Source organism: Stutzerimonas stutzeri KOS6 (genome assembly GCF_000307775.2).
In the GTDB taxonomy this organism is placed as follows: Bacteria; Pseudomonadota; Gammaproteobacteria; order Pseudomonadales; family Pseudomonadaceae; genus Stutzerimonas; species Stutzerimonas stutzeri_B.
Genome location: NZ_KK020676.1, coordinates 1,643,921 through 1,670,830 on the forward strand (window position 1 = coordinate 1,643,921; position 26,910 = coordinate 1,670,830).

A 26,910-nucleotide genomic window follows, 5' to 3' on the forward strand; every position below is an offset into this window, starting at 1 on the left:
CGCTTGCGGCCGGCCCTGCACCGCCGCTCTGTCAGGTTACGACTGGTCATCGGCGCATGGGTTCGTCGGTTCATTGATCGGGGTCGAACGCAAGGCCGGATACTGCGCCTAAGCTAGCATCTGACTTTCAATCCGCTCCGAGGAGATTTGCCATGCTGCGTATTGCCATCAATGGGTATGGGCGTATCGGTCGCGCGGTCGTGCGCGCGCTGTTCGAACGCGGGCTGCAGGACCGGGTACAGGTGGTCGCCATCAACGATCTCAGCGAGCACCGGACGCTGGTGCATCTGACGCGCTTCGATTCGACCTTCGGTCGCTTTCCCGAACCGGTCGAGCTGCAGGGGGATTCGATGGTGGTGCGTGGCCAGTCCATTCGCCTGCTCGCCGAGCGCGATGCGACCCAGCTGCCATGGAAGGCCCTGGCTGTCGACGTGGTGCTCGAATGCACCGGCAAGTTCAAGCAGCGCTCGCAGATCGAGCAGCACCTGCAGGCTGGCGCCGGCCGGGTGTTCGCCTCGCATCCCCTGGAGGACGCCGACCTGACCGTGGTTTACGGGGTCAATCATGAGCTGCTCGGTGCCAGCCAGCAGGTGATTTCCAACGCCTCGTGTACCACCAATTGCCTGGCCCCGCTGGCCAAGGTGCTGCACGAAGCGCTGGGTATCCGTCAGGGACTGCTCAATACCGTGCACTCCTATACCAACGACCAGAGCCTGCTGGACAAGGCCCACAAGGACCTCTACCGCGCCCGCGCGGCGGCCGAATCGATGATTCCCTCGACCACCGGGGCGGCCAAGGCGATCGGCCTGGTCCTGCCGGAACTGGCCGGGCGTCTGGATGGCCTGGCGGTGCGGGTGCCGACGCCGAACGTGTCGCTGGTCGACCTGACCTTCACCGCCGAGCGTGCGCCGGCGGGCGTCGAGGAGGTCAACCAGATCCTGCGCGAAGGCGCGAAGAACATGCTGCCCGGCGTGATGGAGTGCAACGACCTGCCGCTGGTTTCCCGCGATTTCTTCGGCCACCCGACGTCGTGCGTGGCCGATCTCAACCACACCCGGGTTCAGGGCGACCTGGTGAAGGTGTTGGCCTGGTATGACAATGAATGGGCCTTTTCCAACCGCATGCTGGATGTCCTGCTGGCATGGGGCGCAGCCGGTGCGGCCGCATGAGGCCGTTTGCATAGCCTTGTGCCCAGGGCTTCGAGCGCGCGGCGGACACGGCTAGAGTCCGCAACTGCGCTCGATTGCCTGTCTGCATTCGAGCAGCCCCTGGCGCAAGCGCTCCAGGGCCGATTCGAAGCGGAAGGCGGGCGCCAGTATGCATAGCGCGTACGTCACCCCGCCCACGTGCAGCGCGGTGCCGATGGCGCATACGCCCTGGACATGCTCCTCCCTGTCATAGGAGAAGCCGTGCAGGCGAACCTGGGCGAGCTCCCTGTGCAGCGCCGCGCGGCTGTTGATGGTGCGCGCGGTGAGCTGAGGCAGGGGATCGGGCAGCAGGCCGTCGATGGTTTCCTCGGGCAGGTCGGCCAGCAGGGCCTTGCCGGCACTGGTGGCATGCATTTGCAGAAACTGCTCTGGCATCGGCGCCACGCGCAGTTCCTGGCTGGAGACGAGCGCGTGGACGATACCTAGCGTGGTGCCTTTGGCCTGGATCAGGCAGACGGTCTCGTCGCATGCTTCTGCCAGGCTCTGGAGATGCGGCCTGGCCAGGCTGACGAGGTCGCCATTGACCCTTGACGCCAGTCGCAGGATTGCCGGCCCCAGGCGCATGCCACCCGGTGCGGCTTCCACCAGGCCTTCGACTTCCAGCGCGGCAACCAGGCGCTGCACGGTGGAGCGGGGCAGGGCGATGGCCTTTGCGATGGCGCCAAGGCTCATGCCCTTGTTCTGACCTTCGAGTGCACGCAAGACCGCTGCCGCACGGCTGATGACCTGGATCGCCCCGCGGCCGGCATCGTCCTGGTTGTTTGCTGTGCTGGTAGTCATCGGTTCGCCTGTGTTGTGCCTGTATCGTTATACGGTACACTGCACCGAATATTTCCATCCATCGAAATTTTCGGAGCCCTCGGTCATCCGTGGGTAGCTCTTATCATGGTCGCGTCTGCAATTCGAGAATCGGCTGCTGCGACAGCGGTTGCGGCGAGCCCGTCGCTGCCCACGCCGTTCACCTTTCGGCTGGCGCTGGGGCTGGTCGGGGTATTGCTGGCCACCCTGACCGCCGGCATCAATAGCCGGATCACCTCGATCGCTCTCGCCGATCTGCGCGGCGCATTCGGCATCAGCTATGACGCCGGCACCTGGGTCACTGCCAGTTATGTAGCCGCCGAGGTCGCGGCCATGTTCATTGCGCCCTGGCTGGCCGTGACCTTCTCGCTGCGCCGCTTCGGCATCGGCATGACGCTGATCTTCGCCGGGTTGGGCGTGCTGTGCCCGTTGGCGCCGAACGCCGACAGCCTGATTCTGTTACGCATCCTGCAAGGGCTGGCGGCCGGTTCGCTGCCGCCGCTGCTGATGACCGCCGCACTGCGCTTTCTTCCCTGGCACGCGAAGATCTACGGCCTGGGTGCCTATGCGTTGACCGCGACCTTCGGGCCGAACCTCGCACTGCCACTGTCGGCCTTATGGACCGAGGCGGTTGGCTGGCAGTGGGTGTTCTGGCAGATCGTACCGCCCTGTCTGCTCGGCGCTAGCCTGATCGCCTATGGCCTGCCGCAAGACCCCCTGCGCCTGGAACGTTTCAGGCAGGCGGACTGGCAGGGTGCGCTACTCGGCTGCCTCGGGATTGTCTTTCTGGTGCTCGCGCTGGAGCAGGGCGAGCGGCTCGATTGGCTGAATTCCGAACTGATCAGGGCGCTGCTGCTGGGCGCGGCAGTGCTGTTGCCGTTGTTCCTGCTGCACGAGTGGTTTCACCCCCTGCCGCTGATCAAGCTGCAACTGTTCGCCCGGCGTAATTTTGCCTATGGCGTCTCGACGCTGGCGCTGATGATGCTGGTCGTGACTGCCGGCAACCTGCCGCTGCTGTACATGAGCCAGGTGCACGGCTTTCGGCCGGTGCAGGTCGCGCCGTTGGCGCTGGGCCATGCGCTGGCGCAACTGCTGCTGGCGCCCCTGGTGGCCACGTTGATCAATCGCCGGACCGTGGATGCCCGTTGGGTGGCAGGTGCCGGGCTGCTGCTGATGATCTGCGCGTGCCTGGCCGGAAGCCGGCTGACTTCCGCCTGGGCAGTGGAGAATTTCTATCTGAGCCAGGTGCTTCAGGCCATGGGCCAGCCGATGGTGGTCGTGCCGCTTTTGATGATTTCGACCGGCGTGGTGCATCCCATGGAAGGACCGTTCGCCTCCGCCATGGTCAATGGGATTCGCGGCATCTGCAGCGTCATCGGCGTAGCCCTGATGGACGCCTTGCTCAGCCATCGCGAGCAGTTCCATTCCTTCGTTCTGCTCGATCAGCTCGGGGCGCAGTCCGGGTTCTGGAACGGCGCGAACCTGGCTGATGTTGCCGGACGTGTCCGCGACCAGGCCCACGTGCTGTCCATGGCCGATGCCTACCTGAGCATCATCGGCGTGCTGATGCTGATGTTGCTCTTGTTGGTTTTTTTACCCACGCGTGCCTATCCACCGCAACCGCCGGCCGTTGCCGCCACTCGTTGAGTCTTTTATGAACGCCAAACTATTAATGCTCCCCATGGCCGCCGCCCTGCTCATCGGCGGATTTTTTGTAGTTGCCGGCCCATCGGATACCAGCACCTACGATGCCTATGTGCGTGCCGATGCCACGTGGATTGCGCCGAAGATCGCCGGGCACGTGGCCGAGGTGCTGGTGCAGGACCACCAGCGCGTGCAGGCCGGCCAGCCGCTCGTGCGCCTGGATGATCGTGACTATCGCGTCGCCTTGAGGCTGGCAGAAGCGGATGTCACTGCCGCCCTCGCGGCAATCGCGAATCTTCAGGCGATGCTTGTCCGCCAGGATGCGTTGATCGAGCAAACTGCTGCGACCATCCGTGCCGACAGCGCCTCGCTCAACTTCGCGCAGGCCAGTGCCGAGCGTTATCTGCGGCTGTCCAGGCTCGGCGCGGTGCCACGTGAGGAGCAGGAGAAGGCCAGTTCTGAATTGCAGCACTGGATCGCCGTGCGCGAGCGCGACCGGGCCGCGCGGACTGCTGCCAGCAAGGAAATCTTCGTGATCGAGGCGCAGATCGACCAGGCCAAGGCCGCCCTGGCCAGGGCGGAGGCGGTTCGTGATCAGGCTGCTCTGCAGCTCTCCTACACAGAGATCCTTGCGCCGTTCGAGGGCACGGTCGGTGCTCGTGCCGTCACTCCCGGCGCCTACGTTGCGCCGGGTAATAACCTGCTGGCGGTCGTCCCGCTGGCCGAGTTGTACGTGACGGCGAACTTCCGCGAAACCGAAGTGGCGAAGATCCATGCGGGGCAACCGGTCACGCTGCGCATCGATGCGCTGCCGGACGTTGAGCTGCGCGGCCATGTGGACAGCCTGGCTCCTGCGACGGGCGTCACTTTTTCGCCACTGGCGCCGGACAATGCCACAGGCAACTTCACCAAGGTCGTGCAGCGGCTGCCGGTGAAGATCGTCTTCGAACCCGGTCAGCCGGCGCTGGCGCGGTTGCGTGTGGGCATGTCGGTGGTGCCGACCTTGCTGGGCGAGAGCAGCTGAACCCCGGGCGGCTGCGCGCCGGCAACTCTGCAGAATGGACCCGGTCTGAATGACTATCCGATTCGGTGCAGGGGAATCCGAAAATGCCGGAAACGAAAGGCGCCTGGAACTGGACACTGGCCGACTTCCGTTCCGCGATTGCCGCCGCTCAGCCGACCCCCGGCTGCGGCGCAGCGGCGGCCGTCACCGCTGATATCGGCTTGGCGCTGATTCTCAAGGGGCTGCGGATCAGCGAGGTTCACGGGACTGGCGCAGAGCGCCAGCACCTTGTGCGATCGGCCGAAACGTTGCTGGGCAGGCCTGGCGCCTTTGCCGACGATGACATGCAGGCGTTCGACGATTATCTGAGTGCTGCTCGTCGCGGCCAGCCCGAAAGCCGGCAGGCGGCATCTCGCCAGACCTGCGCCGTGCCACTGGCCACGGCGCATTGCTGCCTGCAGGCGCTCGGCCTCGCCGTATCCGCCTGGCCCCTGGTGCTGCCCATGTTGCGCAGCGATGTGCAGGCCGGCGCTGTGCTCGTGCATGCCGGGCTCAGCGCCGCGCTGATCAATGTCGATGCCGATCTGCCAATGGTCGAGGACGTCGCCGAGCGCGATCTGGTTGCCCAGGCACGTCAACGGCTGCAGGAACAGGCCGATGAGCGGCTGCGGCGGTTGCTCGATCTGGTTCAGGACGCTGCTGCGCACGTCGACTGATCAGGTGCTCGCGCCGGGCCGGCTGCAGCGGCGTGTCTGCTGGCGAGCAGACGGGCTGCGAAATCAAGCGAGTAGTGACGGATCGAAAATGAGAAAAAAAGTCTCATTTTTGTTGACGGCTGGTGCGTGTTGTTTCTAGTCTGCAAGCCGAAGTGAGACATAGGGTTCCGAAATAACAAAAGAGGCCTTGAGGCCACCCTGCAATCGCCGCTTTTTCATGCACTGGCCGTTCGGTCGGGCGCTGGACCTTGCGGCTGCACACGGAGAAAGCCATGAGCCACCGCATCGTCCTGCCGCGCCTGATGGAAGTCGGCGCCGGCGCCAGTCAGCAGATCGTTTCCGTGCTTCACAACCTGGGCTGCAGCAAGCCCCTGATCGTCACCGACCGGATGATGGTCGAGCTGGGTTATGTCGCGCGCATCAGCGAAACGCTGGCCAAGGCCGATATCCCCTGCGACTGCTTTGCCGACACCCTGCCGGAGCCGACCGCGGCGTCGATTCATGCGGGTGTCGAGATGGTTCGCCAGGGCGATTACGACTCGATCATCGCCCTCGGCGGGGGCAGTCCGATCGATTCGGCCAAGGCCATCGGCATCCTCGGCAAGTTCGGCGGCGAGATGCGCGACTACCGCTTCCCACGCGATGTCAGCGAAGCCGGCCTGCCGCTGATCGCCATCCCCACCACGGCCGGAACCGGCTCGGAAGCGACGCGCTTCACCATCATCACCGACGAGACCAGTGACGAGAAGATGCTCTGTGCCGGCCTCGGCTTCATGCCGGTCGCTGCGCTGATCGACTACGAACTGACCCTGTCGTTGCCTCCGCGGGTGACCGCCGACACCGGCATCGACGCGCTGACCCATGCCATCGAGGCCTACGTCAGCCGCAAGGCCAGCCTGTACAGCGATGCCCAGGCACTGCAGGCCATGCGACTGCTGGCGCCCAATCTGCGCGCGGCCTATCACGAGCCCGGCAACCGCGCCGCCCGCGAAGCGATGATGCTCGGCGCGACGCTGGCCGGGATCGCCTTCTCCAACGCCTCGGTGGCGCTGGTGCACGGCATGAGCCGTCCGATCGGTGCCTTCTTCCATGTGCCGCACGGGCTGTCCAACGCCATGTTGCTGCCGGCGATCACGGCGTTCTCGATTCCCGCCGCTCCCGAGCGCTACGCCGACTGCGCGCGTGCCATGGGCGTGGCGGGTGAGGGCGACAGCGTTGAAGTGGCGAACGACAAGCTGCTGACCGAGCTTCGCGCGATCAATCAAGAGTTGCAGGTGCCGAGCCCGGAGCAGTTCGGCATCGCCCGCGAACGCTTCTTCGAGCTGCGCGAAACCATGGCGCGCCAGGCCCTTGCCTCCGGCTCGCCTGGCAATAACCCGCGCGTACCCACGGAAGCGCAAATCATCGATCTCTACGAAACCGTCTGGAACCAGGAGTGAAGCCATGCAGACCCTCGGCAATCTGATCAACAACGAGGCCGTCGCCGGCCGCTCCGAGCGCCACGCGACCGTCTACAACCCGGCCACCGGTGAGCCGCGCCTGTACGTCTCGCTGTCCTCGGCGGACGAGACCCGCGAGGCCATCGCGGCCGCCCAGGCCGCCTTCGAAGGCTGGTCGAAGACCCCTCCGCTGGTGCGTGCACGGGTGATGTTCCGCTTCAAGGAACTGCTCGAGTGGCGCCGCGACGACGTTGCCCGCTTGATCACCAGCGAGCACGGCAAGGTATTTTCCGACGCCCAGGGCGAAGTCACCCGCGGGCTGGAAGTGGTCGAGTTCGCCTGCGGCATCCCGCACCTGCTCAAGGGCGAGTTCTCCTCCAACGTCGGTCGCGACATCGATTCCAACTCACTGATGCAGCCGCTGGGCGTCTGTGTCGGGATCACCCCGTTCAACTTCCCGGCCATGGTGCCGCTGTGGATGCTGCCGGTGGCCATCGCCTGCGGGAATACCTTCGTGCTCAAACCCTCGGAAAAGGACCCCAGCGCCACCATGCTGCTCGGCGAACTGCTGGCCGAGGCGGGGCTGCCGGCTGGCGTGCTGAACATCGTCAACGGCGACAAGGAGGCGGTGGACGTGCTGCTCACCGACGAGCGCGTGCAGTCGGTCAGCTTCGTCGGCTCGACGCCGATCGCCGAGTACATCTACGCCACCGCCTCGGCCCACGGCAAGCGCTGCCAGGCGCTGGGCGGCGCGAAGAACCACATGGTGGTGATGCCCGATGCCGATCCGCAGCAGGTGGTCAGCTCGCTGATGGGCGCAGCCTACGGCTCGGCCGGCGAGCGCTGCATGGCGATTTCGGTGGCGGTATGCGTCGGCGACGAGGTGGCGGACAAGCTGGTCGGCATGCTGCAAAGCGAAATCGGCCAGATGCGCACCGGCCCCGGACTGGGCGTCGAGCCCGAACCGCACATGGGTCCGCTGGTGACCCGCGAGCATCAGCAGAAGGTCAGCGGCTATATCGACCTCGGTGTCGCCGAAGGCGCCAGCCTGGTCTGCGACGGTCGCGGGATCAAGGTCGAGGGTTACGAGAATGGTTTCTACGTCGGCCCGACGTTGTTCGACCGCGTCACCCCGGAGATGCGCATCTACCAGGAAGAGATCTTCGGCCCGGTGCTCGCCGTGGTGCGGGTGAATTCGTTCGACGAAGCACTGAAACTGGTCAACGACCACGAATACGGCAACGGCACCTCGATCTTCACCCGTGACGGTGATACGGCGCGGCAATTCGAGGAGAACGTCAAGGTCGGCATGGTCGGCGTCAACGTGCCGATCCCGGTGCCCATGGCCTTCCACTGCTTCGGTGGCTGGAAACGCTCGGTGTTCGGCCCGCTGAACATGCATGGCCCGGACGGCGTGCGCTTCTTCACCCGGATGAAGACCGTGACCCGGCGCTGGCCGACCGGGATTCGCGCGGGGGCGGATTTCGCCATGCCGACCATGAAGTAGGTTCCGGCTTCCACCGGGCCGGCCTCGCTCCGTAGTTCCGTAGGGCGGGCCTCAGCCCACCAAGGGGCGCTCATCCCATGACTGGCGCTGTGACGTATCGGTGCGCTGAAGCCCACCCTGCCGGGCCTGGGCAGTTCGACGTAGGGTGGGCTTCAGCCCACCAGCGCGGCAGCGGGCCAGCCGATCTCATGCCGGCAGCGATACACTGCGACTTCCGCAAGCCACTCCTATTCATCAACGACAAGGCAGACGATGCGCAGCACTCTTCGCGAAAAAGGCTCCTCCATCACTCGTGTGCTGGAAATCATCGAGGCGGTGGCTGCAGCGAAGGAGCCGCTCAGCCCGACTGCCCTGGCCGAACGGCTGGACATTCCCAAGGCCAGCGCACACCGGCTGGTGCAAACGCTGGAGAGGGAAGGCTTCCTGCAATTCGGCCTGCGTGGCGGCCTGTTGCCCGGCGAGCGCCTGCATGTCGCAGCGCTGAACGTCCTGCGCAGCAGTCGGCACAAGGCCCTGCGTCAGGCGATCCTGCGTCAGCTGTCCGAAGCGATCGGCGAGACCTGCGGCCTGGCGATCCCGGACGGCCTGGACATGCTCTACTTCGACCGCGTGCAGACCAACTGGCCGCTGCAGATCAATCTGCCCATCGGCAGCCACACGCCGCTATGGTGCACCGCCAGCGGCAAGCTCTACCTTGCCTCGCTACCAGCCGAACAGCTGGAGCGCGTGCTGCCGCGCCTGCCACTGCAACGCATGGCTCGCAATACCATCACCGACCTCAGCGCATTGCGTGACGACCTGGCGCGCATCCGCGAGGAGGATCTGGGCATCGACTCGGAGGAGTTCATCGACGGCATGGTGGCCTGCGCAGTGCCGGTGCGCGATGCCCAGGGCCAGTTGCTGGCCTGTCTGTTCAGCCATGCGCCGGTGATCCGCTGCTCGATGGCACAGCTGCTGGAGTTCGTGCCGCATCTGCGCACCGCCGCCCAGGAGCTGGAAGCCGTGCTTGGCAGCGCGGCGGCGCTGGAGCAGCGCTGACTCAGATCACGTAGAACAGGATGGCAACGAAGTGCAGCAGGCTACCGACCATCACGAACAGGTGCCAGATGCCGTGCCAGTGACGGAAGCGGTCGTCGAAGACGAAGAACAGGATGCCAACCGTATAGCAGATGCCGCCGGCCAGCAGCCAGGTGAAGCCGGCGCCACCCAATGCAGCCAGTAGCGGTTCGACCGCCACCAGCACGATCCAGCCCATCACCGCGTAGATCACCAGCGACAGCACCCGTGCTTCCGAGCGTGGCTTGATCTCCTGCAGCATACCGATCACCGCCAGGCCCCAGACGATGCCGAACAGTGTCCAGCCCCAGGGGCCGGCCAGGGTCACCAGGCAGAACGGCGTGTAGCTGCCGGCGATCAACAGGTAGATCGACAAGTGATCGAGCTTGCGCATCACCACCTTCGGTCGCCCGCGCAGGCTGTGGTACAGGGTAGATGTGCTGTAGAGCAGGATCAGGCTGAGGCCGTAGATCGCTGCGCTGACGATCTTGGTTACCGTACCGTCGAGTGTCGCCAGCACCAGCAGCCAGATGGCACCCAGGCAGGCCAGCACGGCACCGACCAGGTGCGTCCAGGCATTGAAGCGTTCGCCGTGATACATCGAGTCCCTCCAGGAAGCGCGACCAACCAAGCATGCCGCGTGTGGGTTACGGGATACAGACAGACCGATGATGATCGTCGGAATTCAGGGCGCAGGGCGATTTCAGGCTTCGGGCTGTTTGCCAGCCTTCGGCCGGCATCGCCGCGAGGCCGCGCCCACAGGTCTGGAGAAGGCAGGTTGCTGTCGCATTTCAGGCTTCAGGCGTTTTTTCCGCCTAACGCTTCAGCATCGCCCGCATCGCCGCCAGCGCGTCGTTGCCGCGCGCGGCCTTCACCTCCACCGGCGCATCTTCCTGGCCTTCCCATTCCAGGTCTTCCTGCGGCAGTTCGTCGAGGAAGCGGCTGGGCATGCATTCGATGATCTCGCCGTACTGCTTGCGTTTGGCGGCGAAGGTCATCGCCAGGTTCTGCCGTGCGCGGGTGATGCCGACATAGGCCAGACGACGTTCTTCCTCGATGGTGTCGGCCTCGATGCTGGAGCGGTGCGGGAGGATTTCCTCCTCCATGCCAAGGATGAACACGTAGGGGAACTCCAGCCCCTTGGAGGCATGCAGGGTCATCATCTGCACGCCCTCGGCGCCTTCTTCCTCTTCCTGCTGACGTTCGAGCATGTCGCGCAGCACCAGCTTGGCGATGGCTTCCTCGATGGTCATTTCGCCTTCTTCGTCCTTCTCGAGCGTGTTCTTCAGCGCATCGATGAGAAACCAGACGTTGCCCATGCGGAAATCCGCAGCCTTGTCGCTGGAGGTCTGCGAGCGCACCCAGGTCTCGTAATCGATGTCCATGACCATGCTGCGCAGGGCGGCGATCGGGTCGTTCTGCGCGCATTGCTGGCGCAGGTTGTCCATGTAGCGCTTGAAGCGCGACAGGCGATCGGTGAAACGGCTGTCCAGATGTTCGCCCAGGCCCATCTCGTCGCAGGCGGCGTACATCGAGATCTTGCGTGCGGTGGCATAGTTGCCGAGCTTTTCCAGGGTGGTCGAGCCGATCTCGCGGCGCGGCACGTTGATCACCCGCAGGAAGGCGTTGTCGTCGTCCGGATTGACCAGCAGGCGGAAGTAGCTCATCAGGTCCTTCACTTCCTGGCGGGCGAAGAAGCTGGTGCCGCCGGACAGCCGATAGGGAATCTGATGGTGCTGCAGCTTCAGTTCGATCAGCTTGGCCTGGTAGTTGCCGCGGTAGAGGATGGCGAAGTCGCTGTAGGGACGCTGCGTCTTCAGGTGCAGGGTAAGGATCTCCACCGCCACCCGCTCGGCCTCGGCTTCCTCGTTGCGGCAGCGGATCACCCGTATGGCGTCGCCGTGGCCCATTTCCGACCACAGCTGCTTCTCGAAGGCGTGCGGGTTGTTGGCGATCAGCACGTTCGCGCACTTGAGGATGCGGCTGGTGGAGCGGTAGTTCTGTTCGAGCATCACCACCTTCAGCGAAGGGAAGTCTTCCTTCAGCTGCATCAGGTTTTCCGGCCGCGCGCCGCGCCAGGCATAGATCGACTGGTCGTCATCGCCGACCACGGTGAAGTGCGCCCGCTCCTGTACGAGGAGTTTCACCAGCAGGTACTGGCTGGCGTTGGTGTCCTGATATTCGTCCACCAGCATGTAGCGCACCTTGTTGCGCCACTTCTCCAGTACCTCGGGGTGGTTCTGGAACAACTTCACCGGCTGCATGATCAGATCGTCGAAATCCACCGCGTTGTAGGCCTTGAGCGTGCGCTGGTAGTGGGTGTAGACGATCGCTGCGGTCTGCTCCTTGGGGTTGCGTGCGTTGGCCAGCGCGTCCTCGGGGGTGATCAGGTCGTTCTTCCAGTTGCCGATGTAGCCCTTGATTTCGTCGACGCCGTCATCACCGGCATATTCCTTCTGCATGATGTCGGTCAGCAGGGCCTTGATGTCGCCCTCGTCGAAGATCGAGAAGCCGGGCTTGTAGCCGAGCTTGGCGTATTCCTTGCGGATGATGTTCAGGCCGAGGTTGTGGAAGGTCGAAACCGTCAGGCCGCGGCCTTCGCCACCACGCAGCAGGCTGCTGACGCGCTCTTTCATCTCGCGTGCGGCCTTGTTGGTGAAGGTCACGGCGACGATGTACTGGGCGCGGATGCCGCACTGCTGGATCAGGTAGGCGATCTTGCGGGTGATCACGCTGGTCTTGCCGGAGCCGGCGCCGGCGAGCACCAGCATGGGGCCGCCGACGTAGTTCACGGCTTCCTGTTGCCGAGGATTGAGTCGGGACATGTCGTTCAGGTCGTTCGAAGCGGGGACGGGAGTTTAACAGGCTGGTGCGCCGATGCTGGTCCGTTGCATGCTTGCTAAAGCGCCGATCGTCGCGCCCGGGGCTTGGCTGGGGCAAATAATCGATTAGTCTTGTGCGTTGCCGGAGGCAGTTGCATAGGGACGGTGCGGGAACCGGGCGCGCACGGCGCGTCTTCAACCTATCGAGTCCGGAGGCTGCGTGCCAGCGCCCGTCCAATCCATGCCGCTGCTGTTGATCGCCGATCAGCCCGAATGGGCCGAGCGGCTGCGCGCCTGCCTTTCACCCGGCAAGGAGCAGTTGGTCGTCGCGCAAGACCCTGACGCCGCCCGCGCACAGCTTGAATCGCCCTGCGTGCTGCTGACCACGCCGCAGTGCCGGCCAGCGGCCGGGCGCTACCCCTGGCCGCTGATCCTGCTGCTCGATGACGAGCCTGCGGAGCCGCCGGAAGGTGCGGTGGATTGGCTGGTGGCCGATCAGTTGAGTGCCGAGGTGCTGCGCCGCTGCCTGCGCTACGTGCGCGAGCGCTGCAACCTGCAGGGCACGCTGCAACGACTCGCCGAGCAGGACCCGCATACCGGCATCGTCAATCGCCAGGGCTTCCAGGCGCTGCTGCCCGATGCCCTGGCCGGGCATCAGGGGCAAGGGCTGGTGCTCGGTTACCTGGACCTGGACAACTTCCGCCACGTCAACGACGCGCTCGGTCATCAGGCCGGCGATCGGCTGATCCTGCAGGTGGTGGCGCGGCTCAAGGCGCAGCTGGAGGTCGGCGACATGCTGGCGCGGCTGGGCGGTGACGAATTCGCTCTGCTGCTCGACACCCACGGCGGCGCTGGGCGGGCCGAGGCGGTTGCCGATCGCATCGTCGAGGCGCTGGCCGAACCTTACTGGGTGGAAGGCGAGAGCCTGATGCTCGGTTGCAGTCTCGGGCTGGCGCGCGCCAGCACTGGTGTCGGCGCCGACCCGCTGCTCTGGCACGCACAGATCGCCATGCGTCAGGCCAAGGCTGGCCAGGGTTGCACCTGGTGCTTCTACGACGAGCATGTCAGTCGCGGGGCGCGCAGCCTGGCCGATCAGGAGGGCGAGTTGCGTCGTGCGCTGCGTCGCGGCGAGCTGGAACTGCACTATCAGCCGCGGCTGTGCCTGGGCACCGGGCGCATCGTCGGGATCGAGGCGCTGGTACGCTGGCTGCACCCCGAGCACGGGCTGCTGGGGCCTGATGCCTTCATTCCCATGGCCGAGGAGAGTGGCCTGATCGTGCCGCTCGGCTATTGGGTGATCGCCCGGGCATTGCGCGACCTGCAGAGCCTGCACGAGGGTGGGGCGGATGCGCTGCACATGGCGGTCAATCTGTCGTTTCGCCAGTTCCAGGACAGCCAGCTGCTGCCGACGCTCAATCGGCTCATCGAGGAGCGCGGCATCGACCCGCACTGGCTGGAATTCGAACTCACCGAAACCGCGGTGATGCGCCGCAGCGAGCAAGTGCAGACCGCCATGGCGGCGCTGGGCCAGCTGGGCGTGCGCTTCTCGCTGGACGACTTCGGCACCGGCTTCTCCTCGTTCGTCCACCTGTCCAGCCTGCCCATCACGCTGTTGAAGATCGACAAGAGTTTCGTCGCCAGCATGAGCGTCCGGCCGGAAAAACGGCAGTTGGTGCAGGCGATGGTCGGGCTGGCGCACAACCTGCGCCTGGAGGTCGTGGCCGAAGGGGTCGAAACGGCCGAGCAGCTCGAGCTGCTGCGCCAGTTCGGCGCGCAGCAGGTGCAGGGCTACCTGGTCAGCCAGCCGCTACCGCTGGCCGAGCTGATGGCTTTCATGCAGGTCGAGCAACGCGCGGGACTGGCGCACTGACCGGTCCGCCGCGTTCGCGGCAGACCGGTCTGCGCTTCAGCGGACCATGTGCAGGAAGTGCATGTGCTTTTCATACTGGCCGAGGATGTCGCTGATCACGTCCTCGCGGCTCCAGCCCATCACGTCGTAGTCCTGGCCACCTTCCTTGAGATGCACCTCGGCGCGGAAGTACTTGCGCTCCTCGCGCTCGTCATCCTCGCTGCTGGCGGCGACGAAGCTGGGCATCGCATAGGCCCGTGGGCGAACCTCGTAGATGAAGTCCGGCTCGCCCTCGTGGACGATCTCGAAACGTACTCGGCGGTCCTCGCCTTCGCTGATCTCGACGGTATAGCCCTGCTTGCGCATTTCCTCGGCGATGGCCTCGCAGGCCGGATGCACCACTTCGGCGATGAAACGCACCACATGGGCGCGGCGCGGGAACAGCATCAGTGTCCGCAGGCGCCGCTGCCAGCCGCCCTCGCTGCGCGGTGCGCTGGGTGAAGTGCTCAGCGCCTGATAGCGCAGCCCCTGCTTGGTCGCGTCCAGGCGCAGCGCCTTGAGCAGGCCCCACATCGAGCAGAGCAGGGCGATGGTGAAGGGCAGGGCACTGGCGATCGTCGCCGTCTGCAGCGCGGTCAGGCCATCGGCCAGCAGCAGCGCGATGGCGACACCGCCCATCGATGCCGCCCAGAAGATCCGCTGCCATACCGGCGTGCCCTGCTGGCCGCCAGAGGCGAGCATGTCCACGACCAGCGCACCGGAGTCGGCCGAAGTGACGAAGAACACCACCACCATGACGATGGCGATCAGCGATATCAGCGCCGAGAAGGGGAAGTGCTCGAGGAAGGCGAACAATGCCAGAGAGCTGTCGCGCTCGATGGCCTCGCCGAGGCTGCCAACATGTTCCCAGAGGATCATGTGGATCGCGGTATCGCCGAACACGGTCATCCACAGCAGGGTGAAGGCGGTCGGCACCAGCAGCACGCCGGTGACGAACTCGCGGATCGTCCGTCCGCGCGAAATCCGCGCGATGAACAGCCCGACGAAGGGCGACCAGGCCAGCCACCAGCCCCAGTAGAACAGGGTCCAGCCGCCGATCCAGTCGTTCGGCTCGTAGGCGTAGAGGTTGAAGGTCTTGTTGACGATATCCGACAGGTAGCTGCCGGTGTTCTGCACGAAGGTCTGCAGGATGAAAACCGTCGGCCCGGCAATCAGCACCAGCAGCAGCAGCAGCGCCGCCAGCGTCAGGTTCAGCTCCGACAGGCGGCGTACGCCCTTGTCCAGGCCGGTGACGACCGAAACCGTGGCCAGCAGGGTGGTGGCGATGATCAGCCCGATCTGCACCGGCACCGAGATCGGCAGCCCGTAGAGGTGGTTCAGGCCGGTGTTGATCTGGGTGACGCCCAGGCCTAGCGAGGTCGCCACGCCCAACACGGTGCCGATGATGGCGAAGATGTCCACGGCATGCCCGATCGGCCCGTAGATGCGTTCGCCGATCAAGGGGTAGAGCGCCGAGCGCAGGGTCAGCGGCAGGCCATGGCGGTAGGCGAAATAAGCCAGGATCATCGCCACGATGGCGTAGATCGACCAGGCATGCAGGCCCCAGTGGAAGAAGGTGATCTTCATCGCCTCGCGCGCGGCGAGCGTGGTACCGCCTTCACCGGTCGGTGGCGAGAGGAAGTGCATCACCGGCTCGGCAACGCCGAAGAACATCAGGCCGATACCCATGCCGGCGGAAAACAGCATGGCGAACCAGGTCAGTGCACTGTAATCCGGCACACTGTGATCCGGGCCGAGCTTGATGTCGCCGTAGCGACTGAAGGCCAGCAGCACGACCATCAGCAGGATCAGCGCGACGGCGAGTATGTACAGCCAGCTGACATTGGCGATGATCCAGGCTTGGGTATCGCCGAAAAGCGCTTGTGCATGGCCCTGGAAGGCTACGCTGTAGATCACCAGCGCCAGGATGATGAGTGCCGAGCCGTAAAAGACCGGTGCGTTGAGATGGGAGGAAGAGGGCTGTTTTGCCTCCATGCTGCGCTCCTTCGGTTGCGTCTGGGGAGTGTTCGCCGTCGGCGAAAAGCATGCAACTTAACACAGACGGCCAAGGCTTCCGTCTGTCGGCTGGCAATCGATACCTGCCAAACCCCCGTCGCAAGGTGGCTCAGGCCTGGCTGCCGGGCCGATACTGCAGGGCTTCGGCGAGGTGCTGGCGACCGATGCGCTCGGCCTGTTCCAGGTCGGCAAGGGTGCGCGCCACCTTGAGCAGGCGGTGTGCAGCCCGCAGTGACAGCGTGAGGCGTTCGCAGGCGCGTTCCAGCCAGGTCTGGTCTTCGTGGCTGAGCCGGCAGTGCTCGCGCATACCGGCAAGGTCGAGAAAGGCATTGGCACAACCCTGGCGGGCCAGTTGCAGTCGCCGCGCCTGCGCCACCTGGGCGGCCAGTATGGCGCTGCTCTGCTCCGCTTGTGGGGGCGCGTTGAGCGCCGTGGCCTCGCGCGCCACGGTCAGGTGCAGGTCGATGCGATCGAGCAGCGGGCCGGAGAGCTTGCTGCGGTAGCGTTGGATCTGGTCCGGCGTGCAGCGGCAGCGGCCATTGGGATCACCTAGATAGCCGCACGGGCAGGGATTCATGGCCGCGACCAGCTGGAAACGCGCCGGAAAGCGCACCTTGTCGCGCGCACGGGCGATCACGATGTGGCCGGATTCCAGAGGCTCGCGAAGAACCTCGAGCACCTTGCGGTCGAATTCCGGCAGTTCGTCCAGAAACAGTACGCCCTGATGCGCCAGCGTGATCTCGCCGGGTTGCGGCCGGCTGCCGCCACCCACCAGCGCCGGGCCGGATGCACTGTGATGGGGCTGGCGAAACGGGCGCTGCGGCCAGTGCTGCAGCGGGCTGTGGCTGGCCACCGAGTGGATGGCGGCGACTTCCAGCGCCTCCTGTTCGTCCAGCGGCGGCAAGAGACCGGGCAGGCGGCTGGCCAGCAGTGTCTTGCCGGTGCCGGGTGGCCCGGAAAACAGCAGGTTGTGTGCCCCGGCGGCGGCGATCAGCAGGCCGCGTTTGGCGGCCTGCTGGCCTTGCACGTCGGCCAGGTCCGGGTAGGGCTGGATCTGCCGCAGCAGCCCCTGGGCCACGTAGGGTTCGAGCGGCGTAACGCCGTTGAAGTGCGCGGCGACTTCCAGCAGGTGCTCGGCAGCATAGACGGTCAGGCCCGAGGCGAGGCTGGCTTCCTCGGCGTTGGCCCTGGGCACCAGCAGCGCGCGCCCCGCAGCTCGTGCGGCGAGGGCCGCCGGCAATACGCCCTGAACCGGGCGAAGGGTCCCGGATAGCGCCAGTTCGCCCAGGCATTCCAGGCTGTCCAGGCGATCGCCGGGCAGCTGGCCGCTGGCGGCAAGGATGCCCAGGGCGATGGACAGGTCGAAACGGCCGCCATCCTTGGGCAGATCGGCGGGGGCAAGATTGAGGGTGATACGGCGGGGCGGAAAGTCGAAGCCGGAGGTGAGGATCGCGCTGCGTACGCGGTCCTTGCTCTCCTTGACCGCGGTTTCCGGCAGGCCGACCAGTGTCAGCGCCGGCAGACCGTTGGCCAGATGCGCCTCGACGGTCACCGATGGTGCCTCGACGCCGATCTGGGCGCGGCTGTGAACAATGGCCAGGGACATTCGATCACTCCTTTGATCGTCTGGCCCGCTCTGTCAGGAAGCGGGCGGTGTGAGCTTTTCTTCCAGTTCGGCGACCTTGGCTTCGAGCGCCTCGAGGCGCGCACGGGTGCGGGCAAGCACGACCATCTGACTGTCGAATTCGTCGCGGCTGACCACGTCGAGCTTGTTCAGCGCGCCCTGCACGACTGCCTTGAGCTGGGCTTCGAACTCGCCACGTGGTAGCGGCGTTTCGCCATTGAACAGGCGCGAAGCCTGGGAGCCGATGGCATCTAGGAAAGCTTTTGGCGGCAACATTGAGAACACCTGTCGTTGAACGGGGCGCAGTGTAGCACGGGCTTTTTCCGACCTTATGCGACAGCGCGTGCACGAAAAATGAGCAAGCGGTGGTGCGTCCTTGCACCAATAATGTGCACTGCATGCGCGCAACCGTCCGTCGGGTCCCGTCCATGTTGGCGCGCGCCCCGTAAACCGGGCTTTGCGCAAAGCTGGCATCGATTCTGCTTTGTCCCCAGCGACGCATGCACCACCGGGTTGCGGTGCATGGGCGATTCGAGACGCTTTGTCGGAGAGGTTGGTGGTGTCGGTCCGCCGCCCGGCTACAGCCGGAGCGTTACAAGAGCCAGACACTGAGCTTAGACTTGAGCCGGGTTCGTACTTCTGGGGCAAGTCCACCTAAAACGGGAGAAGTTTTCATGAAACTAGTCACTGCCATCATCAAGCCGTTCAAGCTGGACGACGTGCGCGAGTCGCTGTCGGAAATTGGCGTACAGGGCATCACTGTTACCGAAGTAAAAGGCTTCGGTCGCCAGAAGGGTCACACCGAGCTGTATCGCGGTGCCGAATACGTCGTCGACTTCCTGCCGAAGGTGAAGATCGACGTGGCCATCGCTGACGACCAGCTCGATCGCGTGATCGAGGCCATCACCAAGGCGGCCAACACCGGCAAGATCGGTGACGGCAAGATCTTCGTGGTCAACCTGGAACAAGCCATCCGCATCCGTACCGGCGAAACCGATACCGACGCGATTTAAGCCGTACCTCCGAACCCCCACGCCCCAGGAGTAAAACCATGACTCTGCGAAGATTCGCAGGGCTAGGAGCCCTTTTGTCTCTGTTAAGCCCCGGTCTGGCCATGGCGCAGGAGGCAACGCTGGATTCAGGCGACACGGCATGGATGCTTACGGCCACTGCGCTGGTGCTATTCATGACCATCCCTGGGTTGGCGCTGTTCTACGGCGGCATGGTCCGCTCGAAGAACATCCTCTCGGTGATGATGCAGTGCTTCGCCATCACCGGCCTGATGAGCATCCTCTGGATGGTCTATGGCTACAGCCTCGCTTTCGACACCACGGGTATGGAAGCAGGCGTCACCAACTTCAATTCCTTCGTCGGCGGCCTGGATCGCGCCTTCCTCAGCGGCCTGACCCCTGACAGTCTGGTCGGTGCCTTCCCGGAAAGCGTCTTCATCACCTTCCAGATGACCTTCGCCATCATCACTCCGGCACTCATCGTCGGCGCCTTCGCCGAGCGCATGAAGTTCTCCGCGATGCTCGTGTTCATGGGGGTCTGGTTCACCCTGGTCTATGCGCCGATCGCGCACATGGTCTGGGGCGGCGACGGCGGCCTGATGTGGGATTGGGGCGTGCTCGACTTCGCCGGCGGCACCGTGGTGCACATCAATGCCGGTATCGCCGGGCTCGTGGCCTGCCTGGTGCTGGGCAAGCGCAAGGGCTATCCGACCACGCCGATGGCGCCGCACAACCTGGGTCTGACTTTGATCGGTGCCGCGATGCTCTGGGTCGGCTGGTTCGGCTTCAACGCAGGCTCGGCCATCGCAGCCAACGGCACCGCCGGCATGGCCATGCTGGTCACCCAGATCGCCACTGCGGCGGCTGCGCTGGGCTGGATGTTCGCCGAGTGGATCGGCCACGGCAAACCCAGCGCCCTGGGTATCGCCTCCGGCGTCGTTGCAGGCCTGGTCGCCATTACGCCTGCTGCCGGCACCGTCGGCCCGATGGGCGCCCTGATTATCGGCCTGGTGTCGGGGGTGGTCTGCTTCTTCTGCGCCACCAGCCTGAAACGCAAGCTCGGTTACGACGATTCGCTGGACGCCTTCGGTGTGCACGGGATCGGCGGCATCGTCGGTGCGCTGCTCACCGGCATCTTCGCCGCGCCCATGCTGGGTGGCTTCGGTGAGGTGGAGAACATCGGCCTGCAGCTGTGGATCCAGTTCAAGGGCGTGCTCTTCACCGTGGTCTACACCGGCATCGTCACCTACCTGATCCTCAAGGCGATCGATCTGGTCATGGGGCTGCGGGTCAACGAGGAGCAGGAAACCATCGGCCTCGACCTCAGCCTGCATAACGAGCGCGGCTACAACCTGTAATCCATTCAGGGCACCCCGGAGCCAACCCCGGGGCCAATCCGAAAAGCGGCACAGGCCATCGATGCGACATGCGATGGCCTGTGGGCCGAACAGCGCAAAAGCGCGACAGCAAGAGGTGAAACATGGATAGCACTGCATTGATACCCGTCCAGTACGGACTCGATACCTTCTACTTCGTGATCTGCGGAGCGCTGGTGATGTGGATGGCGGCGGGTTTCGCCATGCTCGAGGCCGGTCTGGTGCGGGCGAAGAACACCGCCGAGATCCTGACCAAGAACATCGTGCTCTACGCGCTGGCGTCGATCATGTATCTGCTGGTCGGCTACTACATCATGTACTCCAGTCCGGACGGCGGCATCCTGCCGAGCCTGGGCTTCCTGATCGGTGACGAGAACGCCGTCGACGTGGTCGCTGCCGGTGGTGAGGATGCGCCTTACTACTCCGCGCGTGCCGACTTCTTCTTCCAGATCGTGTTCGCCGCGACCTGCATGTCGGTGGTGTCCGGTGCGGTGGCCGAGCGCATGAAGCTCTGGGCCTTCATCGCCTTCGCAGTGGTGATGACCGGCTTCATCTACCCGATCCAGGGTTTCTGGAAGTGGGGTGGCGGTTTCCTCGACGCTGCTGGTTTCCTCGACTTCGCCGGTTCGGGCCTGGTGCACATGGCTGGTGCCGCTGCCGCTCTGGCGGGTGTCCTGCTGCTCGGGGCGCGCAAGGGCAAGTACGGCCCGAACGGCCAGATCAATGCCATTCCCGGTGCCAACATGCCGATGGCGACCCTCGGTGCCTTCATTCTGTGGATGGGCTGGTTCGGCTTCAACGGTGGCTCGCAGCTGAAGATGAGTACCATCGAAGACGCCAACGCCGTAGCTCAGGTCTTCGTCAATACCAACATGGCTGCAGCCGGCGGCCTGATCGCTGCGCTGATCACCGCGCGCCTGCTGTTCGGCAAGTCCGACCTGACCATGGTCCTCAACGGCGCACTGGCTGGTCTGGTGGCGATCACTGCCGAGCCGCTGACGCCGAGCGCCCTGCAGGCCACGTTGATCGGTGGCGTGGGTGGTGTGCTGGTGGTGTTCAGCATCCTCGGCCTGGACAAGCTCAAGCTCGATGATCCGGTCGGTGCGATCTCCGTGCATGGTGTTGCCGGCATGTGGGGCCTGCTGGCCGTGCCGCTGACCAACGCCGATGCCACCTTCGCTGCGCAGCTGCTGGGTCTGGTGTCGATCTTCCTCTGGGTGTTCATCGCCAGCCTGATCGTCTGGGGCATCATCAAGGCGGTGATGGGCCTGCGCGTCAGCGAGGAAGAGGAGTACGAAGGGGTGGACGTGGTCGAGTGTGGCCTGGAAGCCTACCCGGAGTTCACTCGCCAGTAACGATTCGCAGGTTCATGACAAGGGCGCCTTTTGGCGCCCTTTGTTTTTTCCTGCGTCACGCTAGAATGCGCGCGACCAGCCGTTGAGCATGACGAGATGTGGCTACAGAACCTGATCACCTTGCGCGCTCGGCCACGTGGCTTTCATCTGATCACCGATGAGCTGCTCGCCGCGCTGCCGGAACTGCGGCAATGCCAGGTCGGTCTGTTACACCTGTGGCTGCGACATACCTCGGTCTCGCTGACCATCAACGAGAATGCCGATGCAGCTGTGCGGCGCGATTTCGAACGGTTCTTCAACCGCCTGGTGCCGCAGGGCGATGAAGGTTACGAGCATGACTACGAAGGGCCGGACGATTTGCCGGCACACTTCAAGGCCAGCCTGCTCGGCTGCCAACTGAGCCTGCCGGTCAGCGCAGGCCGCCTGGCGCTCGGCACCTGGCAGGGGATCTATCTCGGGGAACACCGCGACCAGGGTGGCGCGCGGCAGATAGTGGCAACGCTGCACGGGACGGCAAGTTGAATTTTTTTTGGTGATGTCGGTCATTCCGCATCGCTGGGCTATAACTTACTCCGCTTTGGCAAGCCATGAGGTAGAACATGAGCGACGAAGAACTCGAACAAGACGATCTGGACGTGAGCGACGAGGAAGAAGGCGAGGAGCTGAACGCTGCCGATGACGGCGACGACAGCCTCGATGACGAGGGCACCGACAGCGAGCGCGCCACGCCGGCCAAGAAAGCCAAGGCCAAGGCCGCCGAGCCGGACGAGCTGCCGAGCCTGGAAGCCAAGCAGAAAGAGCGCGAGGCGCTGGCGCGGGCCATGGAGGAGTTTCTGGCACGAGGTGGCCGCGTGCAGGAAGTCGAGCCCAATGTCGTCGCCGACCCGCCGAAGAAGCCGGATAGCAAGTACGGCAGCCGCCCTATCTGAGCCACGGATTACGCAAACGAACAAGCCCGCCATCAGGCGGGCTTGTTCGTATTCGGGATAACCCGGGCTCGTTGCTCAGGCACTGCGCCAGTCGAGCAGCAGCTTGGGAAGCTCGGCGAGGCTCTGGATCTCGGCGTCGGCTCGGTAATCGTGCGACCAGGCGATCCGCTTCGGGTTGAACCAGATCGCGCGAAGACCGGCCTGCTGTGCCCCGGCGATGTCATCCAGGGCGTGATCGCCGATGTGCACCGCCTGTTCGGGGCGTGCATCGCCCAGGCGCAGGGCCTGCTGGAACGGGTGCGGGTCGGGCTTGCCGACACCCAGCTCCTCGGCGCACAGGGTGAACTGGAAGTAATCGGCCAGGCCCAGGCGGCGCACGTCGGCATTGCCGTTGGTGATCACGCCGAGGGTGTAGTGATTGGCGAGAAATTCCAGGGTGGGCTGCACGTCCGGGAATATCTGGACCTCGTGGCGCGCGTCGAGAAACACTTGAAACGCGCGTTCGGCCAGTTCGTCCGCTTCGTCGCCCGGATACCCGGCGTCCCGCAGCGTGTGCTGCAGAATGCGTCGGCGCAGCTCGCTGATGCGGTGGCGCAGCGCGGGTTCCCGCTCCACCAGCATGCGGCGTATCGCGCCCAGCGCCTCGACGGGAAATTCACCCAGGCGCTGTGCGTGCGCGGCCAACCAGTCGCGCAGCGCTGTCTCCGCGCTCTGGATGGCCGGTGTGGTTTCCCAGAAGGTATCGTCCAGGTCGAAAGTGATCAGGCGAATGTTCATGTGTCAGTGTCCTGCTTGCGCTTGGCGCGCGGATGCGCCTGGTCGTAGACCTTGGCCAGATGCTGAAAGTCCAGGTGGGTGTAGATCTGCGTGGTACCGATGTCGGCATGGCCGAGCAGTTCCTGCACCGAGCGCAGGTCCTGGGAGGACTCCAGCAGGTGGCTGGCGAAACTGTGGCGCAGCATGTGTGGATGCAGGTGCTGGCCGAGCTCGCGCACGCCCGCCTGGCGCACCCGCAGCTGCACGGCGCGCGCGCCGAGACGGCGGCCCTGCTGGCCGACGAATACGGCACCGTCGGGAGGGTTGGCCAGCGCCCGCAATGGCAGCCAGGCCTGCAGCGCTTCGCGGGCCTTGCGCCCGACCGGAAGCTCACGCACCTTGCTGCCCTTGCCGAGTACCCGTACCAGGCCCGCGCCGAGGTCGAGCTGGTCGAGGTTCAGGCCGACCAGTTCCGATAGTCGCAGGCCGGAGGAATAAAACAGCTCGAGCATCGCCTGGTCGCGAAGGGCGATGAAGTCGTCCTCGACACCGCCGTCGAGCAGCTGCATGGCGCGGTCGGTATCCAGCAGGCGCGGCAGGCGGCGTTCACCCTTCGGTGCGGATAGCCCGGCGGCCGGGTCGTGCTGACAGATACCTTCCTGATTGAGATAGCGATACAGGCCGCGTACCGACGACAGCAGGCGCGCCAGGCTGCGGCTGGACTGGCCCTGGCGATGTAGCTCGGCGACCAGCTGGCGCAGGTGGCGGCTTTGCAGTGCGCGCCAGTCGTCGATCCGCTCGCGCTCGCAGAAGGCCAGCAGCTTGAGCAGGTCGCGGCGGTAGCCGTCCAGCGAATGGCCCGACAGCTGCCGGACGCTGCGCAGGTATTCGAGATAGGCGTCGAGGGCAGCGGCAAGCGTCAAGCTACAAGCTCCCAGTAAAAGCGTTTGGCCTGCGCTGCGTTCTTGCAGCGTGCAGCTGCTTCAGCGCACCGACCGCAGCGGCATGGCGAAGCGTGGCAGGACGCGGGTCAGTACTTCGGCGATGTAGCCGAGGAACAGCGTGCCCAGCGAGCTCTTGTAGTGCTGCGGGTCCGGGCTGCCGATGGCCAGCACGCCCAGCTGGCTGTTCAGGCTGACCACGGCGGCGGAGCCGACACTGCCGCCGTCCTCGCCGAACAGGAAGCTCAGTTCGTGGGGACGCAGCACGCCGCAGATGGTTTTGCCACCGTCGAGCAGTCCACCGATGCTCTGCTTGGCCTCGCCGATGCTGACGCAGCGCCCGACCGGCAGCGTCGCTTCGCTGAACAGGATCAGGCTGACGTAGGGCACTTGAAACTCATGGCGCAGGCTGTCCTCCACCGCACCGACCACTTCTTCCAGACTGCTGGCGTCGAGCAGGTCGAGCACCAGGCGGCGGGTCTTGTCGAACAGGCGGTCGTTGTCGCGTGCCACGTCCATCAACTGCGAAAGCCGATGGCGCATCTCGATATTGCGCTCGCGCAGCAACTTGACCTGGCGCTCCACCAGGGACACCGCGGTGCCCGGCTGGTGGGGGATGCGCAGTTCCGGGATCAGCTCGTCATGGTCGACGAAGAATTCCGGATGGGCGCGCAGGTAGGCGGCGACGGCTTCGGCGTCGGGTAGCGGTGTGCTGCCCTGGGTCTGGTCGGTCATAGGCGAACCTGTCCTTCAAATACGCGAACGGCGGGACCGGTCATCATAACCGGCTGTCCCGGACCTGCCCATTCGATGGACAGACGGCCACCCGGCAGCTCGATCTGCAGCGGCGAGTCCATCCAGCCCTGGCGTATTGCCGCGACAGCGGCGGCGCAGGCGCCGGTGCCGCAGGCCTGGGTCTCTCCGGCCCCGCGTTCCCATACCCGCAGGCGGGCATGAGCGCGGTCGACGATCTGCAGGAAGCCAACATTGACTCGCTGCGCAAAGCGCGGGTGATGTTCGATCTTCGCGCCCAGTTCGTGTACCGGCGCCTGTTCGACGTTGTCGACGCGCAGCACCGCATGGGGGTTGCCCATGGATACGGCGGCCAGCTCGACGCGCTGGCCATCGACCTCGAGCGAATAGCTCAGGGCCTCCTGGTCGGCCTGGAACGGAATCTCGGCCGGCACCAGTCGCGGCGGGCCCATGTCGACGCGGATCTGGCCATCGGGGCGGATGTCCAGTTCGATGATGCCGCCCTTGGTTTCGACCTTGATCCGGCGCTTGACGGTCAGGCGCTTGTCGACCACGAAACGGGCGAAGCAGCGCGCACCGTTGCCGCATTGCTCCACTTCCGAACCGTCGGAGTTGAAGATGCGGTAGCGGAAATCCACGTCCGGATTTTGCGGCGGCTCGACGATCAGCAACTGATCGAAGCCGACGCCGGTGTGGCGGTCACCCCACTGCTTGGCGTGCTTGGGCTGGATGTGCGCGTGCTGGCTGACCAGGTCGATGACCATGAAGTCGTTGCCCAGACCGTGCATCTTGGTAAAGCGCAGAAGCATGATCTCGGCCTCAAGTGGGCAGCAGGCTTTCGCCGGCGTATAGCTCCTGAACGCTCTCGCGACGGCGCACTTCGAAGGCCTGGTCACCATCCACCAGCACCTCGGCGGCGCGGCCGCGGGTGTTGTAGTTGGAGCTCATGACGAAGCCGTAGGCTCCGGCCGAACACACCGCCAGCAGGTCGCCTTCGACCAGCGCCAGCTCGCGATCCTTGGCGAGGAAATCGCCGGTCTCGCAGATCGGTCCGACGATGTCGTAGCGACGCGTATCGCCCTCGTGTGGCTGCACCGCCACCACGTTCATCCAGGCCTGGTACAGCGCGGGGCGGATCAGGTCGTTCATCGCCGCATCGACGATGGCGAAATCCTTGTGCGCGGTGTGCTTGAGGTATTCCACGCGGGTCAGCAGCACGCCGGCGTTGGCGACGATGGAGCGGCCCGGCTCGAACACCAGCGCCAGGCCGCGGCCTTCGATGCGCTGGCGCACGGCCTGGATGTAGTCGCCCGCCAGCGGTGGCTGCTCGTCGCGGTAACGCACGCCGAGGCCGCCACCGAGGTCAAGGTGACGAATCTGGATGCCTCGTTCGGCGAGCCGATCGACAAGCGCCAGCAGGCGGTCGAGGGCATCGAGGAAGGGTGGCAGGCTGGTCAGCTGCGAACCGATGTGGCAGTCGACGCCGACCACGTCCAGGTTCGGCAGCTCGGCGGCGCGGGTATAGACTGCCTCGGCATTGTCGATATCGATGCCGAACTTGTTCTCTTTCAGGCCGGTGGAGATGTACGGGTGGGTGCCGGCATCCACGTCCGGATTGACCCGCAGCGACACCGGCGCCTTTTTGCCGAGCTCGGCGGCGACCTGCTGCAGGCGCTCCAGCTCGTCGGTGGACTCGACGTTGAAGCAGTGCACACCGACGTCCAGCGCGCGGCGCATGTCGTCGCGGGTCTTGCCGACGCCGGAGAAGACGATACGGTCCGGCTGCCCGCCGGCGGCCAGCACGCGCTCCAGTTCGCCACTCGAAACGATGTCGAAACCCGCGCCCAGGCGTGCCAGTACGTTCAGCACGCCGAGGTTGGAGTTGGCTTTGACGGCGAAGCAGACCAGGTGCGGCATGCCATCCAGCGCATCGGCATAGGCCCGGTACTGGGCCTCGATGTGGGCGCGGGAATAGACGTAGGTCGGGGTGCCGAAGCGTTGCGCGAGTGCGGGCAGTGCCACGCCCTCCGCGAAGAGTTGACCGTCGCGGTACGAGAAGGCCTCCATGA

The 26,910-nt window shown here is 65.0% G+C and carries 24 protein-coding genes; 13 read left to right on the top strand and 11 right to left on the bottom strand.

Annotated features, from left to right (window positions below):
- The first annotated feature begins 152 nt into the window (after positions 1 to 152).
- Positions 153 to 1,169, top strand: coding sequence for a type I glyceraldehyde-3-phosphate dehydrogenase (gene gap, locus B597_RS35670; RefSeq protein ID WP_003295477.1), 1,017 nt, complete (start codon positions 153 to 155; stop codon positions 1,167 to 1,169).
- Positions 1,170 to 1,220: 51 nt separating this feature from the next.
- On the opposite strand, the gene B597_RS35675 is transcribed toward gap, so the two are convergent.
- On the bottom strand, positions 1,221 to 1,988 hold the full coding sequence (locus tag B597_RS35675) for an IclR family transcriptional regulator (RefSeq protein WP_003295478.1): 768 nt from the start codon (positions 1,986 to 1,988) through the stop codon (positions 1,221 to 1,223).
- A 105-nt stretch (positions 1,989 to 2,093) separates the two neighbouring features.
- On the opposite strand from B597_RS35675, the gene B597_RS35680 reads away from it, so the two are divergent.
- From B597_RS35680 to B597_RS35705, 6 genes are all read left to right on the top strand, one after another.
- Positions 2,094 to 3,653: an MFS transporter gene (locus B597_RS35680; RefSeq protein ID WP_003295480.1), complete on the top strand. Its 1,560-nt coding sequence runs from the start codon at positions 2,094 to 2,096 to the stop codon at positions 3,651 to 3,653.
- Positions 3,654 to 3,660: 7 nt separating this feature from the next.
- Positions 3,661 to 4,674 carry an HlyD family secretion protein gene (locus B597_RS35685; RefSeq protein WP_024162082.1) on the top strand — a complete coding sequence of 338 codons (1,014 nt, stop codon included), beginning with the start codon at positions 3,661 to 3,663 and terminating at the stop codon, positions 4,672 to 4,674.
- Between the two features lie 83 nt (positions 4,675 to 4,757).
- Positions 4,758 to 5,369: a cyclodeaminase/cyclohydrolase family protein gene (locus B597_RS35690; protein ID WP_003295484.1), complete on the top strand. Its 612-nt coding sequence runs from the start codon at positions 4,758 to 4,760 to the stop codon at positions 5,367 to 5,369.
- A 272-nt stretch (positions 5,370 to 5,641) separates the two neighbouring features.
- Positions 5,642 to 6,808, top strand: coding sequence for an iron-containing alcohol dehydrogenase (locus tag B597_RS35695; protein WP_003295485.1), 1,167 nt, complete (start codon positions 5,642 to 5,644; stop codon positions 6,806 to 6,808).
- Between the two features lie 4 nt (positions 6,809 to 6,812).
- Entirely contained in the window at positions 6,813 to 8,315 is a 1,503-nt protein-coding gene (locus B597_RS35700; RefSeq protein WP_003295488.1) for a CoA-acylating methylmalonate-semialdehyde dehydrogenase, read from the top strand.
- Between the two features lie 252 nt (positions 8,316 to 8,567).
- Positions 8,568 to 9,353 (top strand): IclR family transcriptional regulator, encoded by a 786-nt coding sequence (locus tag B597_RS35705; RefSeq protein ID WP_003295490.1) that lies wholly within the window; start codon positions 8,568 to 8,570, stop codon positions 9,351 to 9,353.
- A gap of 1 nt (position 9,354) precedes the next feature.
- Here B597_RS35705 and trhA read toward each other — a convergent pair whose 3' ends face one another.
- Together trhA and rep are read right to left on the bottom strand one after the other, a co-directional pair.
- A complete protein-coding gene (gene trhA / locus B597_RS35710; RefSeq protein ID WP_003295492.1) occupies positions 9,355 to 9,972 on the bottom strand; it encodes a PAQR family membrane homeostasis protein TrhA in 618 nt (205 codons plus the stop codon).
- 214 nt (positions 9,973 to 10,186) lie between these two features.
- Entirely contained in the window at positions 10,187 to 12,196 is a 2,010-nt protein-coding gene (rep, locus tag B597_RS35715) for a DNA helicase Rep (protein WP_003295494.1), read from the bottom strand.
- A 238-nt stretch (positions 12,197 to 12,434) separates the two neighbouring features.
- Between rep and B597_RS35720 the strand changes: the two genes are divergently transcribed.
- A complete protein-coding gene (locus tag B597_RS35720; RefSeq protein WP_003295496.1) occupies positions 12,435 to 14,063 on the top strand; it encodes a putative bifunctional diguanylate cyclase/phosphodiesterase in 1,629 nt (542 codons plus the stop codon).
- Positions 14,064 to 14,099: 36 nt separating this feature from the next.
- On the opposite strand, the gene B597_RS35725 is transcribed toward B597_RS35720, so the two are convergent.
- From B597_RS35725 to B597_RS35735, 3 genes are all read right to left on the bottom strand, one after another.
- Positions 14,100 to 16,076: a BCCT family transporter gene (locus B597_RS35725; protein WP_003295497.1), complete on the bottom strand. Its 1,977-nt coding sequence runs from the start codon at positions 16,074 to 16,076 to the stop codon at positions 14,100 to 14,102.
- Between the two features lie 130 nt (positions 16,077 to 16,206).
- A complete protein-coding gene (locus B597_RS35730) occupies positions 16,207 to 17,703 on the bottom strand; it encodes a YifB family Mg chelatase-like AAA ATPase (protein WP_024162084.1) in 1,497 nt (498 codons plus the stop codon).
- Between the two features lie 33 nt (positions 17,704 to 17,736).
- A complete protein-coding gene (locus B597_RS35735; protein ID WP_003295501.1) occupies positions 17,737 to 17,997 on the bottom strand; it encodes an accessory factor UbiK family protein in 261 nt (86 codons plus the stop codon).
- Positions 17,998 to 18,395: 398 nt separating this feature from the next.
- Here B597_RS35735 and glnK point away from each other — a divergent pair, with 398 nt between their 5' ends.
- The 5 genes from glnK (at position 18,396) to sutA (ending at position 22,391) form a co-directional block, all read left to right on the top strand.
- The gene (gene glnK / locus B597_RS35740) at positions 18,396 to 18,734 is read left to right on the top strand and encodes a P-II family nitrogen regulator (RefSeq protein ID WP_003096476.1); all 339 of its coding nucleotides are present in this window, start codon (positions 18,396 to 18,398) and stop codon (positions 18,732 to 18,734) included.
- A 38-nt stretch (positions 18,735 to 18,772) separates the two neighbouring features.
- A complete protein-coding gene (locus tag B597_RS35745) occupies positions 18,773 to 20,089 on the top strand; it encodes an ammonium transporter (protein WP_003295503.1) in 1,317 nt (438 codons plus the stop codon).
- A gap of 122 nt (positions 20,090 to 20,211) precedes the next feature.
- Positions 20,212 to 21,462: an ammonium transporter gene (locus B597_RS35750; RefSeq protein ID WP_003295504.1), complete on the top strand. Its 1,251-nt coding sequence runs from the start codon at positions 20,212 to 20,214 to the stop codon at positions 21,460 to 21,462.
- 96 nt (positions 21,463 to 21,558) lie between these two features.
- Positions 21,559 to 21,984 (top strand): secondary thiamine-phosphate synthase enzyme YjbQ, encoded by a 426-nt coding sequence (locus B597_RS35755; protein WP_003295506.1) that lies wholly within the window; start codon positions 21,559 to 21,561, stop codon positions 21,982 to 21,984.
- A 77-nt stretch (positions 21,985 to 22,061) separates the two neighbouring features.
- Entirely contained in the window at positions 22,062 to 22,391 is a 330-nt protein-coding gene (gene sutA / locus B597_RS35760) for a transcriptional regulator SutA (protein ID WP_003295508.1), read from the top strand.
- A gap of 75 nt (positions 22,392 to 22,466) precedes the next feature.
- Here sutA and B597_RS35765 read toward each other — a convergent pair whose 3' ends face one another.
- From B597_RS35765 to lysA, 5 genes are read right to left on the bottom strand one after another with little or no spacing between them, the layout of a single operon-like run.
- Positions 22,467 to 23,168, bottom strand: a complete 702-nt coding sequence (locus tag B597_RS35765) for an HAD family hydrolase (protein ID WP_003295509.1) — start codon at positions 23,166 to 23,168, stop codon at positions 22,467 to 22,469.
- Positions 23,165 to 24,070, bottom strand: a complete 906-nt coding sequence (gene xerC, locus B597_RS35770) for a tyrosine recombinase XerC (RefSeq protein WP_003295511.1) — start codon at positions 24,068 to 24,070, stop codon at positions 23,165 to 23,167. Before xerC ends, B597_RS35765 begins: the two co-directional genes overlap by 4 nt.
- Positions 24,071 to 24,130: 60 nt before the next feature.
- Positions 24,131 to 24,823 carry a DUF484 family protein gene (locus B597_RS35775; RefSeq protein WP_003295513.1) on the bottom strand — a complete coding sequence of 231 codons (693 nt, stop codon included), beginning with the start codon at positions 24,821 to 24,823 and terminating at the stop codon, positions 24,131 to 24,133.
- The gene (dapF, locus tag B597_RS35780) at positions 24,820 to 25,650 is read right to left on the bottom strand and encodes a diaminopimelate epimerase (protein WP_003295515.1); all 831 of its coding nucleotides are present in this window, start codon (positions 25,648 to 25,650) and stop codon (positions 24,820 to 24,822) included. The genes B597_RS35775 and dapF overlap by 4 nt, the downstream gene beginning before the upstream one ends.
- A gap of 10 nt (positions 25,651 to 25,660) precedes the next feature.
- Complete coding sequence (gene lysA / locus B597_RS35785; RefSeq protein ID WP_003295518.1) at positions 25,661 to 26,908, bottom strand: diaminopimelate decarboxylase; 1,248 nt, start codon at positions 26,906 to 26,908, stop codon at positions 25,661 to 25,663.
- Positions 26,909 to 26,910 lie beyond the last annotated feature (2 nt).